The organism is Fischerella sp. JS2 (genome assembly GCF_032393985.1).
Classification (GTDB): Bacteria; Cyanobacteriota; Cyanobacteriia; order Cyanobacteriales; family Nostocaceae; genus Fischerella.
In genome coordinates this window covers 987716-1001825 of the sequence record NZ_CP135918.1, presented here as the reverse complement: position 1 = coordinate 1001825, position 14110 = coordinate 987716, and the positions used below count along the sequence as shown (strand labels likewise).

Annotated in this window: 11 protein-coding genes and 1 pseudogene; 3 read left to right on the top strand and 9 right to left on the bottom strand. The window is 39.8% G+C overall.

Annotation, left to right across the window (positions count from 1 at the left end; all coding sequences use genetic code 11):
* The first annotated feature begins 338 nt into the window (after window positions 1-338).
* Window positions 339-518, top strand: coding sequence for a chlorophyll a/b-binding protein (locus RS893_RS04185; protein ID WP_315790006.1), 180 nt, complete (start codon window positions 339-341; stop codon window positions 516-518).
* 168 nt (window positions 519-686) lie between these two features.
* Here the strand turns inward: RS893_RS04185 and rpoD are convergent, their stop codons facing one another.
* A complete protein-coding gene (rpoD, locus tag RS893_RS04180) occupies window positions 687-1868 on the bottom strand; it encodes an RNA polymerase sigma factor RpoD (RefSeq protein WP_102151437.1) in 1182 nt (393 codons plus the stop codon).
* 1861 nt (window positions 1869-3729) lie between these two features.
* Window positions 3730-5667 carry a DNA topoisomerase (ATP-hydrolyzing) subunit B gene (gene gyrB / locus RS893_RS04175; protein ID WP_315790005.1) on the bottom strand — a complete coding sequence of 646 codons (1938 nt, stop codon included), beginning with the start codon at window positions 5665-5667 and terminating at the stop codon, window positions 3730-3732.
* 364 nt (window positions 5668-6031) lie between these two features.
* Between gyrB and miaA the strand changes: the two genes are divergently transcribed.
* Window positions 6032-7210: a tRNA (adenosine(37)-N6)-dimethylallyltransferase MiaA gene (miaA, locus tag RS893_RS04170; protein WP_315790004.1), complete on the top strand. Its 1179-nt coding sequence runs from the start codon at window positions 6032-6034 to the stop codon at window positions 7208-7210.
* Window positions 7211-7296: 86 nt separating this feature from the next.
* Window positions 7297-8034, top strand: a complete 738-nt coding sequence (locus RS893_RS04165; RefSeq protein ID WP_315790003.1) for a GDSL-type esterase/lipase family protein — start codon at window positions 7297-7299, stop codon at window positions 8032-8034.
* A gap of 67 nt (window positions 8035-8101) precedes the next feature.
* Here the strand turns inward: RS893_RS04165 and RS893_RS04160 are convergent, their stop codons facing one another.
* The 7 genes and pseudogenes from RS893_RS04160 to RS893_RS04130 form a co-directional block, all read right to left on the bottom strand.
* On the bottom strand, window positions 8102-8812 hold the full coding sequence (locus RS893_RS04160; RefSeq protein ID WP_315791862.1) for a DevA family ABC transporter ATP-binding protein: 711 nt from the start codon (window positions 8810-8812) through the stop codon (window positions 8102-8104).
* A gap of 64 nt (window positions 8813-8876) precedes the next feature.
* Window positions 8877-10040 (bottom strand): ABC transporter permease DevC, encoded by a 1164-nt coding sequence (devC, locus tag RS893_RS04155; protein WP_315790002.1) that lies wholly within the window; start codon window positions 10038-10040, stop codon window positions 8877-8879.
* Window positions 10041-10326: 286 nt separating this feature from the next.
* Window positions 10327-10929, bottom strand: coding sequence for a DUF6463 family protein (locus tag RS893_RS04150; RefSeq protein ID WP_315790001.1), 603 nt, complete (start codon window positions 10927-10929; stop codon window positions 10327-10329).
* A gap of 34 nt (window positions 10930-10963) precedes the next feature.
* Window positions 10964-11311, bottom strand: a pseudogene (locus RS893_RS04145) (DUF2834 domain-containing protein).
* A 68-nt stretch (window positions 11312-11379) separates the two neighbouring features.
* Window positions 11380-12663: an ABC exporter membrane fusion protein gene (locus RS893_RS04140; protein WP_315790000.1), complete on the bottom strand. Its 1284-nt coding sequence runs from the start codon at window positions 12661-12663 to the stop codon at window positions 11380-11382.
* Between the two features lie 2 nt (window positions 12664-12665).
* The gene (locus RS893_RS04135) at window positions 12666-13268 is read right to left on the bottom strand and encodes a TetR/AcrR family transcriptional regulator (protein WP_315789999.1); all 603 of its coding nucleotides are present in this window, start codon (window positions 13266-13268) and stop codon (window positions 12666-12668) included.
* 123 nt (window positions 13269-13391) lie between these two features.
* Window positions 13392-14048, bottom strand: coding sequence for a Uma2 family endonuclease (locus RS893_RS04130; protein WP_315789998.1), 657 nt, complete (start codon window positions 14046-14048; stop codon window positions 13392-13394).
* Between the last annotated feature and the right edge of the window lie 62 nt (window positions 14049-14110).

Sequence of the window (14110 nt, the reverse complement as noted above, 5' to 3'; positions counted from 1 at the left end):
TCAAAAAGTAGATATACTATAAGTGAGGCGTATTGAGCTTCACAACAATACAGGTATTAAGCTCGCTGAAACCATAACCCTTGGAAATGGGACTTCCAGTTTTTATTTATCAGGAAAGGCACAGAGAGGGCAGAAGGGATTTATTAATCTCATATCGGCAAATATTGCCACAATGCTTTACTGGAGATTGAATGTTTTAGATAAGTTATTACAACTATGTGTACTATAAGTCAATGTAATAGGATAGATTTTCATAAACGTTGCATTTCTTATAATAGTTGTTATATTAGTTAACAAAGGCTAATAAACTTTAATAAATTCAGTTTGGAGTGCTAATCATGCAAGATACAACAAAAATCACAGCTTCTGTAATAGAAGATCGCAACTCTTGGCGTTGGGGCTTTACTCCTCAGGCAGAAATTTGGAACGGTCGCTTGGCGATGATCGGATTTTTAGCTGCTGGTCTGATTGAATTATTTTCTGGTCAAGGCTTCTTACACTTCTGGGGCATTATGTAAATATTAGAACCAGAAGTTTTTATAGGACATCACTAATGCAGATAAATGAAAACCTGGGGTGAATTAACACTCCCAGGTTCTTTATTTTTTGTCATTGGTCATTTGTGATTTGTTATTGTTTTTGCACAAATGACTAATAATAAAGGACTAATAAAGGACGAATGACAATTACCGAATATATTCTTTAAGAACGCTGTTACGGTTGGGGTGGCGTAACTTCCGAAGTGCTTTCGCCTCTATTTGCCGAATACGTTCGCGAGTGACATTGAAAATTTGACCAATTTCTTCCAAAGTCTTCATCCGACCGTCGTCTAAACCATAGCGGAGTCGCAGAACATCGCGTTCACGAGGACTGAGACTGTCGAGGACTTTTTCTAAGTCTTCGCGCAGGAGGTTCTTAGAAACTTGATCTTCTGGAGTTTCGCCATCAGATTCAATAAAATCACCTAATCGGGAATCTTCTTCTTTCCCGATGGGGGTTTCCAAAGAGATTGGCAACTGGGCAGACTTGGCAATAAACCTCAGCTTCTCTATAGTCATCTCCATTCTTGTGGCAATTTCTTCCTCAGTGGGTTTACGGCCCATTTCTTGAGAAAGCAACTTGGTAGTCTTTTTGATGCGAGAGATAGTTTCGTAGAGGTGGACAGGTAAACGAATTGTCCGGGATTGATCAGCGATCGCTCTGGTGATCGCCTGACGAATCCACCATGTAGCATATGTAGAAAACTTGTAACCTTTTTCGTGGTCAAACTTTTCAGCAGCGCGAATCAAACCAAGACTACCTTCCTGAATCAAGTCCTGGAAAGACAAACCACGATTCATGTACTTTTTGGCAATTGAAACTACAAGACGCAGGTTAGATTGCACCATTTTGTCTTTTGCCCGACGACCAACATGTAGCCGATGACGGAATTGTGGCAAGGGCAATTGTACTGCTTCTGCCCATTCACTGTATTGAGGTTCACGTTCTAACTGCTGTTGCAGTCTATCACGCACTCGCTCTAATTCCAGCAAATCTGCAATCTTACGTGCTAGTTCAATTTCTTCGTCAGCCCGAAGCAAACGAATTCGACCTATTTCTTGCAAGTAAAGGCGAATTGAATCCTCGGTGTAGTGCTTTTTCTTGCTTTGTGACCGACGACGCGATTTTGCGGCTTTCCCAGACTTTGCGTCGTCCTCATCAGACTGAGGTTCTAAAAATTCTTCATCGAGTTCGCCTTCTTCACCGATCAGCAAGTCCTCTTCATCTTCCAACAAGAGTTCTTCTAACTCAAGCTCAGGCTGATTTATCTCAATTTCTAGGTCAGGCTGATAATCAATGGTATCGAGTACGTTGTTAGCCTGGTTCATGCCGCGTTCCTCATGCTCCTTGCAGAATCAATTACTCAAGATCTTTTTACCACTCTTAATTTAATAAGCTATATTGCCTTGTGATTAAGAGGGTTGTTAGCTAATTTGGCTGAAAGATAATTTCGGAAGTTTTACCTTCTGTTGAGAGGACACTATTATAGATCCCCGGCTCAAGTTGGAAGTTCTAAACTCTGTATTTATTTCTACCACAGCAGTACTCCCAAAGGTAAATTTCCTCATTCTTAGTAAACTTTAGATATGTGTCGCCGGGCAACACAAGTGTCTACTGACTGGTCTAAAAAAGACTCATGTTGCTAAAAAAATTTACCACTCCATACAAAATAATTATGACTCTTGGAAGATTTTTTTTGTAAAGACTGTTCCGATTGTAGCCTGTTTCACAGAAATTGCACTCTCTTTGTGTGGCATCCATGAACTAATTAAGTAAGGTAAAGCGAGGTAATGTAAAGCCTGTTGTACCAAAAAGACGTTGAAAATGACACCCATACACTTGAATTTTCTCAAAACTTTTTGGAATTTTTGTAGCATCATCATTACCTTAAAAATTAGGTAAACCTACTTGTATCAGATCCTATGTGTGATTGACAACATTAACAGGAACAGTAGCTTTGAGCTTAACTTTATTGAAACGCTAAAGCGCATTCATTTTTACACTTCCTTAATAAATTACTGATTTGGGATTTACATTTGTCTTTTGGTAACAGCCACTCTCATATTTGTTAGAGTTAGTGTGAGACTACAGATTTAGTTCCCCTATTTTAGGTCGTTGCGCTTTGATAAAAGCACTCGACCTGTAAAATAGCCAATCACCCTAACTGAGGAGTTGAGGCTTTGGCAGAATCAGCCGAAAGACCGAAAGTTTTGAGATATGACTAATTCAATCTTAATCACAGGTTAGCGCATTAGTAAAAATTCAACCCTTTGCAACTTGACAAACTCTTATTATTGTACACACCGATATTTTAATCAATTCAGAAAAGATTTGACAGCTAAGTCTACTGATGTTAGCTTACTGAGAACAAAATTGCATAGTATGAATGCGTACTATATACTTATAGACTCTCTAGTTATGAGTATAAAGAGATTAACTGTCTGTTAGTCACCATGATGATACGTCATCTGTCAGGAAAATAAAGTTCAGTTAGTTGCTTAAAGCAAAAACCATATTGTTTGAGTTCAGGTATCAAAATCACGTAGCACTCCATATCCTTGAGTTTACGCAAGACTGCTAAAGCTTGGACAGTGTAACTTACCAGCACCCGTTCTGATAAGCGCCTACGTTGTTACTCTACCCAAAGTTGTAGCTTAGAAGATGACTTTTGACTATCCGAATTTTGGAAAATTTTAAAAATTTTTTGATATTTTGTGCGATCGCCTTAATGATTTCTCATACAGTTACGTAGCTTGTGTAAACTAAAAGCTTGTATAAATTCTGTGTTTACAATCTGGGTGAATGTTGATTAACTAGTGAGCAAGCTAAAAATTTGTAACAAGACAGCGTGATGCATGATTTAAAAATTTGATATTATAACTACTTTTCAACAAATAATGTTTATTCTTTATTGGATACAATTGTTAAACAATGTTGAATTTTTCTAATATATAGCAAATCCGAGGGAACAGGGAAGAAGAAATAAACATGTACCGAGTTTTGAAGTGCAAAGCGCAGGCTATGCCCACAAAAATCAAATAGGATCGCTATACACCTGAGAAAGTAAGGATAATAAAGAGGCGGGAATCGAAAGATAAAACGGACTCACCAGATGTAAAGACAAGGGAGAATCTATCCAGAATATTCTTCCTTGTCCCGCTTATCTCACTTCCCGTGTCCCCTTCCCATCTAGATATCTAAATCGGTGAAGTTAAGCTTAGAACCATAGGTTTCAATAAATTCACGACGAGGTGCAACACGATCACCCATTAAAATTGTGAAAATGCGATCAGCTTCAGCTGCATCTTCTATTTCCACTTGCTTGAGGGTGCGAGTTTCTGGGTTCATGGTAGTTGCCCAAAGTTGTTCAGGCATCATTTCACCCAATCCTTTGAAGCGTTGGATGGTGTAGTTGGCGTTTTCTGGAAGTTGACTGATGTATTGGTCTTTTTCCCGATCGCTGTAGCAATACTTGTAATTTTTTCCCCGCTCTATTTTATATAGTGGAGGACAAGCAATGTAGACATAACCCTGTTCAATTAATGCCCGTTGATAACGATAGAAGAAAGTTAATAACAGCGTCCGGATATGTGCGCCATCGACGTCAGCGTCAGTCATAATCACAATGCGATGATACCGCAGCTGGGAAGCATCGAATTCCTCACCTTTGACACCTAAACCCAGGGCAGTAATTAACGACTGAATTTCATTATTTTTATAGATTTTAGCGTCGTCGGTTTTTTCAATGTTGAGGATTTTACCACGTAAAGGCAAGATCGCTTGGAAGCGGCGATCGCGTCCTTGTTTGGCTGAACCACCTGCTGAGTCTCCTTCTACCAAGTAGATTTCCGATTCTCTAGGATCACGAGAAGAACAGTCTGCTAGTTTACCAGGTAGAGGCGAAGATTCCAACACCGACTTGCGGCGTACCAACTCGCGGGCGTGACGGGCTGCTTCGGCAGCTTTAAAGGCTTGGATCGCTTTATCTAAAATTGCATCAGCGACGCTGGGGTGAAATTCTAAGTATTCGGTGAGAGTTTCCCCCACTAAAGAATCAACAATTCCTCGAACTTCTGTGTTCCCAAGTTTGGTTTTTGTTTGTCCTTCAAATTCTGGATCGGGAACTTTGACAGAAATTATGCCTGTCAAACCTTCACGGACGTGTTCACCACTGAGGTTGGGTTCGCTGTCTTTGATTTTGTTACGCTTGCGGGCGATCGCATTCAGTGTCCTGGTGAGAACTGCCTTTAAGCCTTCTAAATGTGTACCGCCATCAACAGTACGAATATTGTTAGCAAAGCCCAAGACATTATCAGTATAGGCATCAGTACACCACTGCAATGCTACCTCTACTTGAACATTATTTCGTTCTCCCTGTACATAGATTACCTCTTCGTGTAGTGGCTGCTTATCAGCATTTATGTAGGTAATATATTCACGAATACCGCCCTTATACTCATAAGTTTCTACCTTAGGCTGGTCACTTTTAAGTAATTGCAGACGGTGGTCGGTAAAAGTAATTTTGACACCCGCATTGAGATAGGCTAACTCCCGCAGACGACTTGCTAAAGTAGTATAGTCAAACTCTGTACCAGTGGTGAAGATTTGCGAATCTGGCTGAAAGCTGACGGAAGTGCCGGTGCGATTATCTTTGTAAGGCTTGACAATCAGTTCAGTGACGGGGATACCCCGTTCATAACGCTGGGTATGAACCTTCTTATCTCGCCAAACCGTCACTTCCACCCATTCAGATAAGGCATTAACAACAGAAATACCAACTCCGTGCAATCCTCCAGAAACTTTGTAACCGCCGCCGCCAAATTTTCCCCCGGCGTGCAGTACCGTTAACACAGTTTCCAAACCTGATTTTCCTGTTTTGGCAACAATTCCAGTCGGAATACCGCGACCATCATCTGTTACAGTAACAGAACCATCAGCGTTGAGATCCACCTCCACATGGGTGCAGTAGCCTGCTAAAGCCTCATCAATTGAGTTGTCCACCACCTCATAAACTAAATGGTGAAGTCCTCGTGGACCAGTGGAACCGATGTACATCCCCGGTCGCTTGCGGACGGCTTCCAGACCTTCCAGAACTTGAATCTGTTCGGCACTGTAACTGCTCGTCATGAAAGTTCTCCTGATATGTGGGGGTGAAATCGCCAAAAGGCGAAAAATTAAAAAACACTCCAAAATTCTAACACAAAAGCCTTATAGGCGACTGTAGGGCTATTTGCTGATAAATTCAAGTAGGGGTTCCAACCCCATGCTAAGAAAGGGATTATGAGGAGTATGTGGAGTATGAGGAGTTGGGGGAGTGTGGGGAAGGGAGACAAAACAATTAAAAATTAAAAATTAAAAATTAAAAATTGAGGAAGAGGGTCAGGGGACAAATCAGATAAGGGGAACGACTTGGAGGAGTAGTAAACCACTAACAACTAACAACTAACAACTAACTTTTGACAATTGACAATTGACCATTGACAAATGACAAATGACTAAATTAATTGTGATTTGTGGCGCGACGGCAACAGGTAAGTCAGGTTTAGCATTAGCTTTAGCTATGCGATTAGATACTGTAATTCTGAGTGCAGACTCCCGTCAAGTATACCGAGAATTTGATATTGGTACAGCAAAACCAACTGTGGATGAACAGAAATTAGTACCACACTATTTGATAGATATATGCAATCCTACAGAAGTCATGACTGTAGCAGATTACCAGGCGCAAGCGCAAGCCCTAATCTTGGGAGGGGAGAAGGGAGACAGGGGGGACAAGGGGGACACGGAGGACAAGGGAGAACATCTTCACTCCCCACACTCCACCCTACGGGAAGCCGCGCAAAGCGCACGGCAGGTGACGCCACGTGACGCCTCTTTCTTTATGCCGGGAAAGGAGTCCACCGCAGTGGCTCCTTTATGCCGGGAGAAGAGTCCACCGCAGTGGCTCCTTTATGCCGGGAAAGGAGTCCACTGCACTGCCTCGTCTACACACTCCCCATCACCCCATCCCCCCACCTCCCCACCTCCCCATCCCCTCCTGGTGGGTGGTACTGGCTTGTACATTCGTGCGATTACTCAGGGGATGAAGATTCCGAGAGTAGCACCACAACAGGAGTTGCGATCGCAGCTGGCATCTGTTGGTCAAATGCAACTCTACGCTATGCTACAACAAGTTGATCCCGTTGCCGCAGCAAAGATTCACCCCAATGATTCTGTCAGGACTTTAAGAGGATTAGAGGTATTTTACGTTACTGGTCGTCCGATTTCTGAACAACAGGGAGAAAATCCGCCAAGTTATCCGATTTTGCAAATCGGTTTAGATTGTGATGTTGCTCATTTGGGCGATCGCATTGCACGACGTACTGAGAAAATGATTGCAGATGGTTTGGTCGCTGAAGTGGAGAATCTTTGCCAGAAATATGGTGTGGATTTACCTTTGTTAAATACTTTAGGCTATCAGGAGATTAAGCAATATTTGGCTGGGGATATTTCTTTAAATAAGGCAAAAGAATTAATTATTTTACACACTCGACAGTTTGCAAAACGTCAACGCACTTGGTTTCGTGCTTATCCTCAAATTGAGTGGTTTGATGTTGAATCTCCAGATTTGCTGGAAAAAGCATGGCAGCGAGTCGAGAGTTTTATAGGTAATTCTGAATATAGCAATTAAATATAAAGTAGGTCGACACAAATAAAGTTAAATGCGAGGATCGTCATTTATCATTTGTCATTCGTTGTTGGTGTTAAGTAATGGCTATGATAGAGCAAGTTTCACTAACGTTATTAAGTTCTGTTATTAACATTTTTCTTTTGGTAATTTTAAGTTTTTTGATTAGTGAGCAAACTAGATTATTTAATATAGTGACCAAAGTAAAGAATATTTTGAATATAAATAAACCTAGTGTTCTAAATAGTTATCCTCCTTATTATTGGCATAAGTTAAATCAATTTACAAAACTACCGCAATCGGAATCTGATATTATCATGCTGGGTGATAGTATTACTGATGAAGGAGAATGGATAGAATTATTGTCAAATATCAATGTGAAAAATCGAGGTATCTCTGGAGACACAACAGAGAGAGTATTGCATCGTTTAGAGCCAATATTGGCAGGAAAGCCAAAACAAATTTTTTTAATGATCGGTATAAATGATTTAATCAATACTCCCAAATCAGTCTCTCAAATTTTAGAAATATATGAAACTATTTTGTATAAGTTTCATGAGAAAACACCAAATACAGAAATTTTTATTCAAAGTGTTTTACCTGTTAATAATCAGGTTGATACTTACTGGCAAGATAATAACAGAATTTTAAATTTAAACACAGGGCTGAGAGAACTAGCAACAAAATTTAATTATCTGTATATAGATTTGTTCTCTCTTTTGTTAGATTCAGAAAACCAATTGGATACTAGGTATACAAAAGATGGTTTACATTTGAATGGTGAAGCATATCTAGTTTGGAAATCAGTGATGGAAAAATATCTTTGACTCTTGAGAGTTAAGATAAAAAATTAGTCATTTATCATTTGTTATTGGTCATTGATCATTTTATAGATTAGTCGACTTGATTGGAAACAAGTGTACCTGTACTCTCATTTTTGAGATAGCCATCTTCCATATAAATGATGCGATCGCCTATATCTAAAATCCGGTTATCATGGGTAACAAGTAAAATTGTACAACCTTTTTCTTTGGCTAATTTGTGCATTAATTCTACTACATCTCGACCGGATTTTTTATCAAGGGCGGCGGTGGGTTCATCTGCCAAAACTATTTTAGGATGACTGACTAATGCCCGAGCGATCGCTACTCTTTGTCGTTGTCCACCTGATAATTTTTCGGCATAATAATTAACACGATTTCCTAAACCAACTTGTTCTAAAATCGTAGTTGCTTTGGCGTCTAAAGCCTGATTTAGCATCTCTTCATGTAATTCTAGAGACATGCGGACATTTTGTTTTGCTGTTAAAAATGTCAACAGGTTATGGGCTTGAAAAATATAACCAATTTGACGACGAATTTGTGTTAGCTGTTTTTTACTAGTTCCGCACATTTCTTGATCGAATATTTTTAAGCTTCCTTCTTGTGCATAACGTAAGCCACCCATCAAGGTTAATAATGTAGTTTTACCTGAACCAGATGGTCCAGTCATAATCACGATTTCTCCTGCATATATATTTAAGTTAATGTCAAATAATACTTGTTTGCAGAGATTACCTTGCCCAAAGTAATGATTGAGATTTTTAATTGAAATTACAGGTTGCATCATTTATATTTAGCGATGAGTTCTTATTATAAACAACAAACAACTATCAACAAACAACAATTATTTAAAACATATCTGCGGGATCGGCGGCGCGGAGTTTTCGCATAGCAATTGCACCGGAAACACTGCACATAATTATTGTTAGGGACAGCACAAATATGGCGCGGTTGAGTTTCATGGCAATGGGAAGTAAAGTTGCAGCGTAGGTGATCTGATAGAGTCCTATCGAAAGTGCTAATCCGGGTATAAATCCTAATGCTGCTAATAATAAAGCTTCTTGCATTAACATGGTCATGAGATAGCGATCGCTATATCCCATTGCTTTCAGGGTGGCATACTCTGGCAGGTGATCGGAAACATCAGAGTAGAGAATTTGGTAAACAATTACAATCCCGACGATGAACCCTACTGCTACTCCCATACCAAAAATAAATCCGATTCCCTGATTTCCCCAATAATTAATTTCTATCTGGGCAAATTCTTGGGTAGTCACTACTTTGACATCGTTTGGTAAACTTGCTTGGAGTTGCGATCGCACTTTTTCTACATTTGCACCAGATTCAAGGTTAATTAGTCCAACTGCTATTTGATTGGGCTGGTAGTTAGGAAAAAGTTTGAGAAACGTAGAATCACTGACCACTATATTACCGTCAGCACCAAAGGAAGCGCCTAGCTGAAATAAACCTACTGTTTGTACTGTTTGCTGATTCACCTCTACTTCTACGCTACTATGCTGTTTTACTAAATCTGGGATGGGACCGTATTCTGGGCGAGAAGCATGATCAAATAATACCCGATCTAGTAGTTTCAGTTGATCTAGATACTGGTCTACCTCAGGTAGATCAAAGGGTGGGTTGGCTGGATCAATTCCCCATACCAAAATCCCCCGACTCAACCGATTTTCTGGGTTGCGCCATTGGGCAATATCAGCATATAAGGGGCGAATAGATTTTACTCCTTCATAAGCTAAGGTTTGCTGTAATCTTTCTCTTGGAAAGCTTTTGACGTAGAACAATGTTTGAAACTGGGGATTTATTAAAACTAAGTCTGCCTGTAAATTTTGGTGAGGCTTTGTGGCACTATCAAAGAGGGCATCTAAAAGTCCCAGTTGTACAAACATCAGCATATCGGCAAAGGCTATGCCTGCAAGGGCTACTGCTAAGCGTGTTTTTTCTTTTTTTAATTGCAGCCATGCCAAGGGAATGCGGCGAAGGAATTTAGGAAGCATGGTGATAGTTTAAGTTTTTGTTTGAGGTGAGTTAAGGGTGTGACAAATTTTTTTAAGAAACGAACACCGATGCACACAGATGCACACAGATGGGTGATTCGATTTTCGTTATCTTTGAAGGTATGCTATTTTGCATAATGTTTTTAGGATGTTGATTCTTGAGCGATCGCTTTTAGAAATGAAGTAATCAAAAATAGGATCGTCGTTAAATGTATTTGCTAAAATTGCGCTTGCTTCGTCAATTTATGATACTTGCAGTAGGTTAAACTCGGTAGTCATCATGGTTTCACCAGAGTAGATCATTTAAAAGTTGATAAACACCTACGAAGTCGATTTTTGTTATTGCTAGCAAGAAGCTGACTTTCTCTTGATCCTGTTTAATTCCACAGGAGTAAATGATTTTGCAACCAACTGTAACTAAAGTGAACCAAGGATGAATTTTTCTGCGGAACAGTCGAAACCAAACTCGGAAAGTTCTACAAGACTGAATCTTCATATTCTGTAGATTTAGGAGTTTGGTGGTAGTTCTTTGTGATGCTATGAGTATAAGAAAAGCTGGTAATATCAACAGCCATAAACCTGATATAGGCTCAATAAATACACCAACTAGAGAAATTGCCAGAAGATTCCAACCGAGAAAAGCTGGTAGGGTGATTCTCTGAGTTTCCGCCCAGCAACATAGTTGTCCTAAAGTCAAAAGTAGTGGGGCAGCTATCATAAACCAGAAGGCATCTTCTCGATCAAAGTAAGGAGCAAATGGATTAGGAGCAACTGTATTAAATATTCCATTCTGAATTATGTCTGTAAGCGGATCAGCAAAAATCCAGACGCCAACTACAACATGAATGATGCTAATAGCAATCAAAATATATCCGGTAACTCGAAACATACTAAGTCTCCTTTGTTGGAAATAACAAATCATTTTATGACTGGATAATTGAATTAGAAAAATCTTTTCGTTTTTCTAACTGGTGTTGTCGCATGAGTAAAAATAAGGGAAGGGCAAATGAAACACCAATCGTCAGAATACTGAGAACATAAAACTAGAGAAAACGCATTTTTAAGCGTGTTCCTTCCCAAAAGATAAAGACTAAAAGAACTACTGCTGAGACAATTACATCCATGCCAAATAAAGCAGAAATATGGCTAGCAAAAAGCTGTTCCAAAAGTAACTGGATGTTAAAACCGTGTTTTAACAGAAATGCAATGAAATGAGAGTAAGGTAAAGCTAAGCCAAGAATACAAAGTAACAAGTAAGTTGCTTGCAGCATATTCACAAATCTCCTAAGTTTGTTGATTGCATCTATATCAAACATTCGTTATAAATTAGGACAAAACTCTACAACTCAATTGCTGTCTGCACTTGTAAGTTAGTCAAACTACCTACTCGTGTACTATCTTCTGGGTTGAGGTGAATTTTGACTTCAACTACGCGGCGATCTAAATTTTCTCCTGGTTGGTTGCTAAAGACGTTTTGTTTGTTCACTTGCAAGCCGATGTGTGAAACTTTTCCTCGCAACTCTCCAGAAAAAGCCTGTCCGGTAATTACTGCTTGCTGCCCAAGTTGAATTTTGCCAATATCAGTTTGATATACTTCTGCTACTACTAGCATTTGGTTAGTTTGTCCGAGTTCAGCAATCCCAGCATCAGCAATTTTTTCGCCGGCGTGGGTGTGAATCTTGAGAATTTGTCCTGGGAATGGGGCGCGGATATAAGCTTGTTCTAGGTTTGTTTGTGCTTGTTTGAGTGTGGCGATCGCATTGTCTACTTCTGCTTGTGCTGTTTGTACATCAACAGCACGAACTTCGGCGATTTGGTTAAGAGTTGCTTTCGCTGATTTTAATTCTTCTTGTCGAGATGTTTGAATACGTTTGAGGTTGGCTTGGGCTTCGGCTAGTTCTTGTTGTCGGGATGTTTGGATGCGTTGAAGGTTGGCTTGGGCTTCGGCTAGTTCTTGTTGTGCGCTTTGGAATGCTAAGCGTTTGCTATCTAGTAAAGATGCAGAGATTGCCCCGTGTTGATATAGTGTTTGATGGCGTTGGAATTCCAATTTGGCATTCGCCAATTCTGCTGTTAAACGCCCGATATTGGCTTTCTGGGCTTGGGTTTGTGTTTGTTGTTCTGCCCTTAAACGGGCTATGGTTGCTGTTTGTGCCTGAATTTCTGTAGCTTGTTCTGTCTGAATTCGATTAATATTTGCTTGCTGTGCTTGAATTTCTCCGGTTTTTGCCCCTGCTTTTACTTGTGCTAGTTTAGCTTGGGCGATTTTCACTTGTTCTTTGGCTTGGGTGACGGCATCTTGCAAGGGTTTTTGAGAATCTAAAATTGCCAGAACTTGTCCTGTTTTGACGCGATCGCTTTCTTTGACAAGCCATTTATCTAAGCGATCGCCATCTAGCGCTAAAGGTGCAGATAAGCTAATGACTTCTCCTTCTGGTTGCAGGCGTCCGAGGGCTGTGACTTTTTTGACAGGAGGAGTTTCTACAGGTGGAGGTTCAGATTTGCTGAGTAAGCCAGCTTGGGAGATGCCATAGAATGCGATCGCACTAGTCAAGGCAGTGGCTGTTATTACTAATCCGATCAGTTTTTGAGTAGAAGGGTTTGAGAGAAATTGTTGAGTCATGTTTATTTCCTGATTTTTTCAGATAAAGTTTCCTTTTGTCTATTTTCTAGATAGGCAGTTAACATGTTTACCAGCAACTCGCTTTGTTCTGTGTAAGAAATGGTATCGCTTTCAAACATTCGTGCTGAAATTAAGCCGTTAACAAAACAATATATAAACTCAGCGATCGCTCGATCTTCAATTTCTAAATAGCTGGCAAGTGCTTGTATGGCATCATCCCAAACTCTTCTAAGAGTTTGATTATGTAACACCTCAGTTCGTTCTTGCTGCTGATAAAAATCAAGCATTAGTAAATTTTGTTTAAAAAAATAGTCTTCGTTTTTCGCAATAAAATTCATCAAAGTTTTGATGCGTTCTGCTAAAGTTTGGGCATCTCCTGCTTCAGCCAGAAAATTGAGAATATCCTGCTTTGTTAATTCTTCAATCAACTGCAAAAATAAGGCTTCTTTACTAGGAAAGTAATGATAAAGTGTTCCGGTAGAAACCCCTAAACCTTTAGCGATCTCGCGCATCGTGATTGACGCATAGCCTTTTTCAGCAAATAAATCAAAGGATTTCATCAACAATTCTTGGCGATACTGTTCATGATCAACAATCTTCGGCATTGATACAGAAAAATTTTATATCGAACGTTAGTTATATAATAAGCTTACAAGCAAGACTTGGCAAGATATTTGATTTAAATTTTATACAAGTCTCTAGAGATTTTCTGGATCTATGCCAAGCGATCACAGTTTTTCAGCTAATTGCGTAGCCCGTTGTTCAGCAACTTTTGCACGTTCATCTCCAGTTGCTAGCAGCGTACCATCTTGGTAGCACCACCGTAACCACATATCTTGCCTACCTTCAAATTCACCTTGCCAGAGGGTTAAGCCTAAACCGACTTGTTCTAACCAAGTTTCAGAAGTTTCGGAGTAGCGTCTTCCCCTAATTTCATAAACACGCAATTGTTGTTCTCCTAATTGCTGGGTGGGGTCATATACTACGTAATAACTTACCCGCATTTGTTCATAAATTCGTAGTTTATTTCCCAGTTCATCATCTTCTTTATTAGAAACTATTTCAATCGCTACTTCTGGAGGTTTGCCAAATTCCCAAAGCATGTAGCAACGATTTTGCTTTTCCCACCAGTTTTGTGGCACTTGCACATCAAGGCTGAGAAAAACATTGGGTACAATGGCGGGTTGTCTGTAGGTATGGTAAATGCCTACGTTAGACTCAGCTAGAAAAGTTTGGTTTTGTAACGAACTGTAAAGAGAGCTAACTAACAAGCGTTGTTGTTTAGCAGAAGCAAAATTATCCACAGGTGTATCATCTTCGGTAACTAGCTGGCTAGCGTCTGGTATGTAGTAATCATCATTATTGATTAAAAGTTGCTCAACCATGAGTTTACCCACCACTTGAGAGCGATATTTCTAAGTTAGTTGATTCAATAAAACACCTGTAA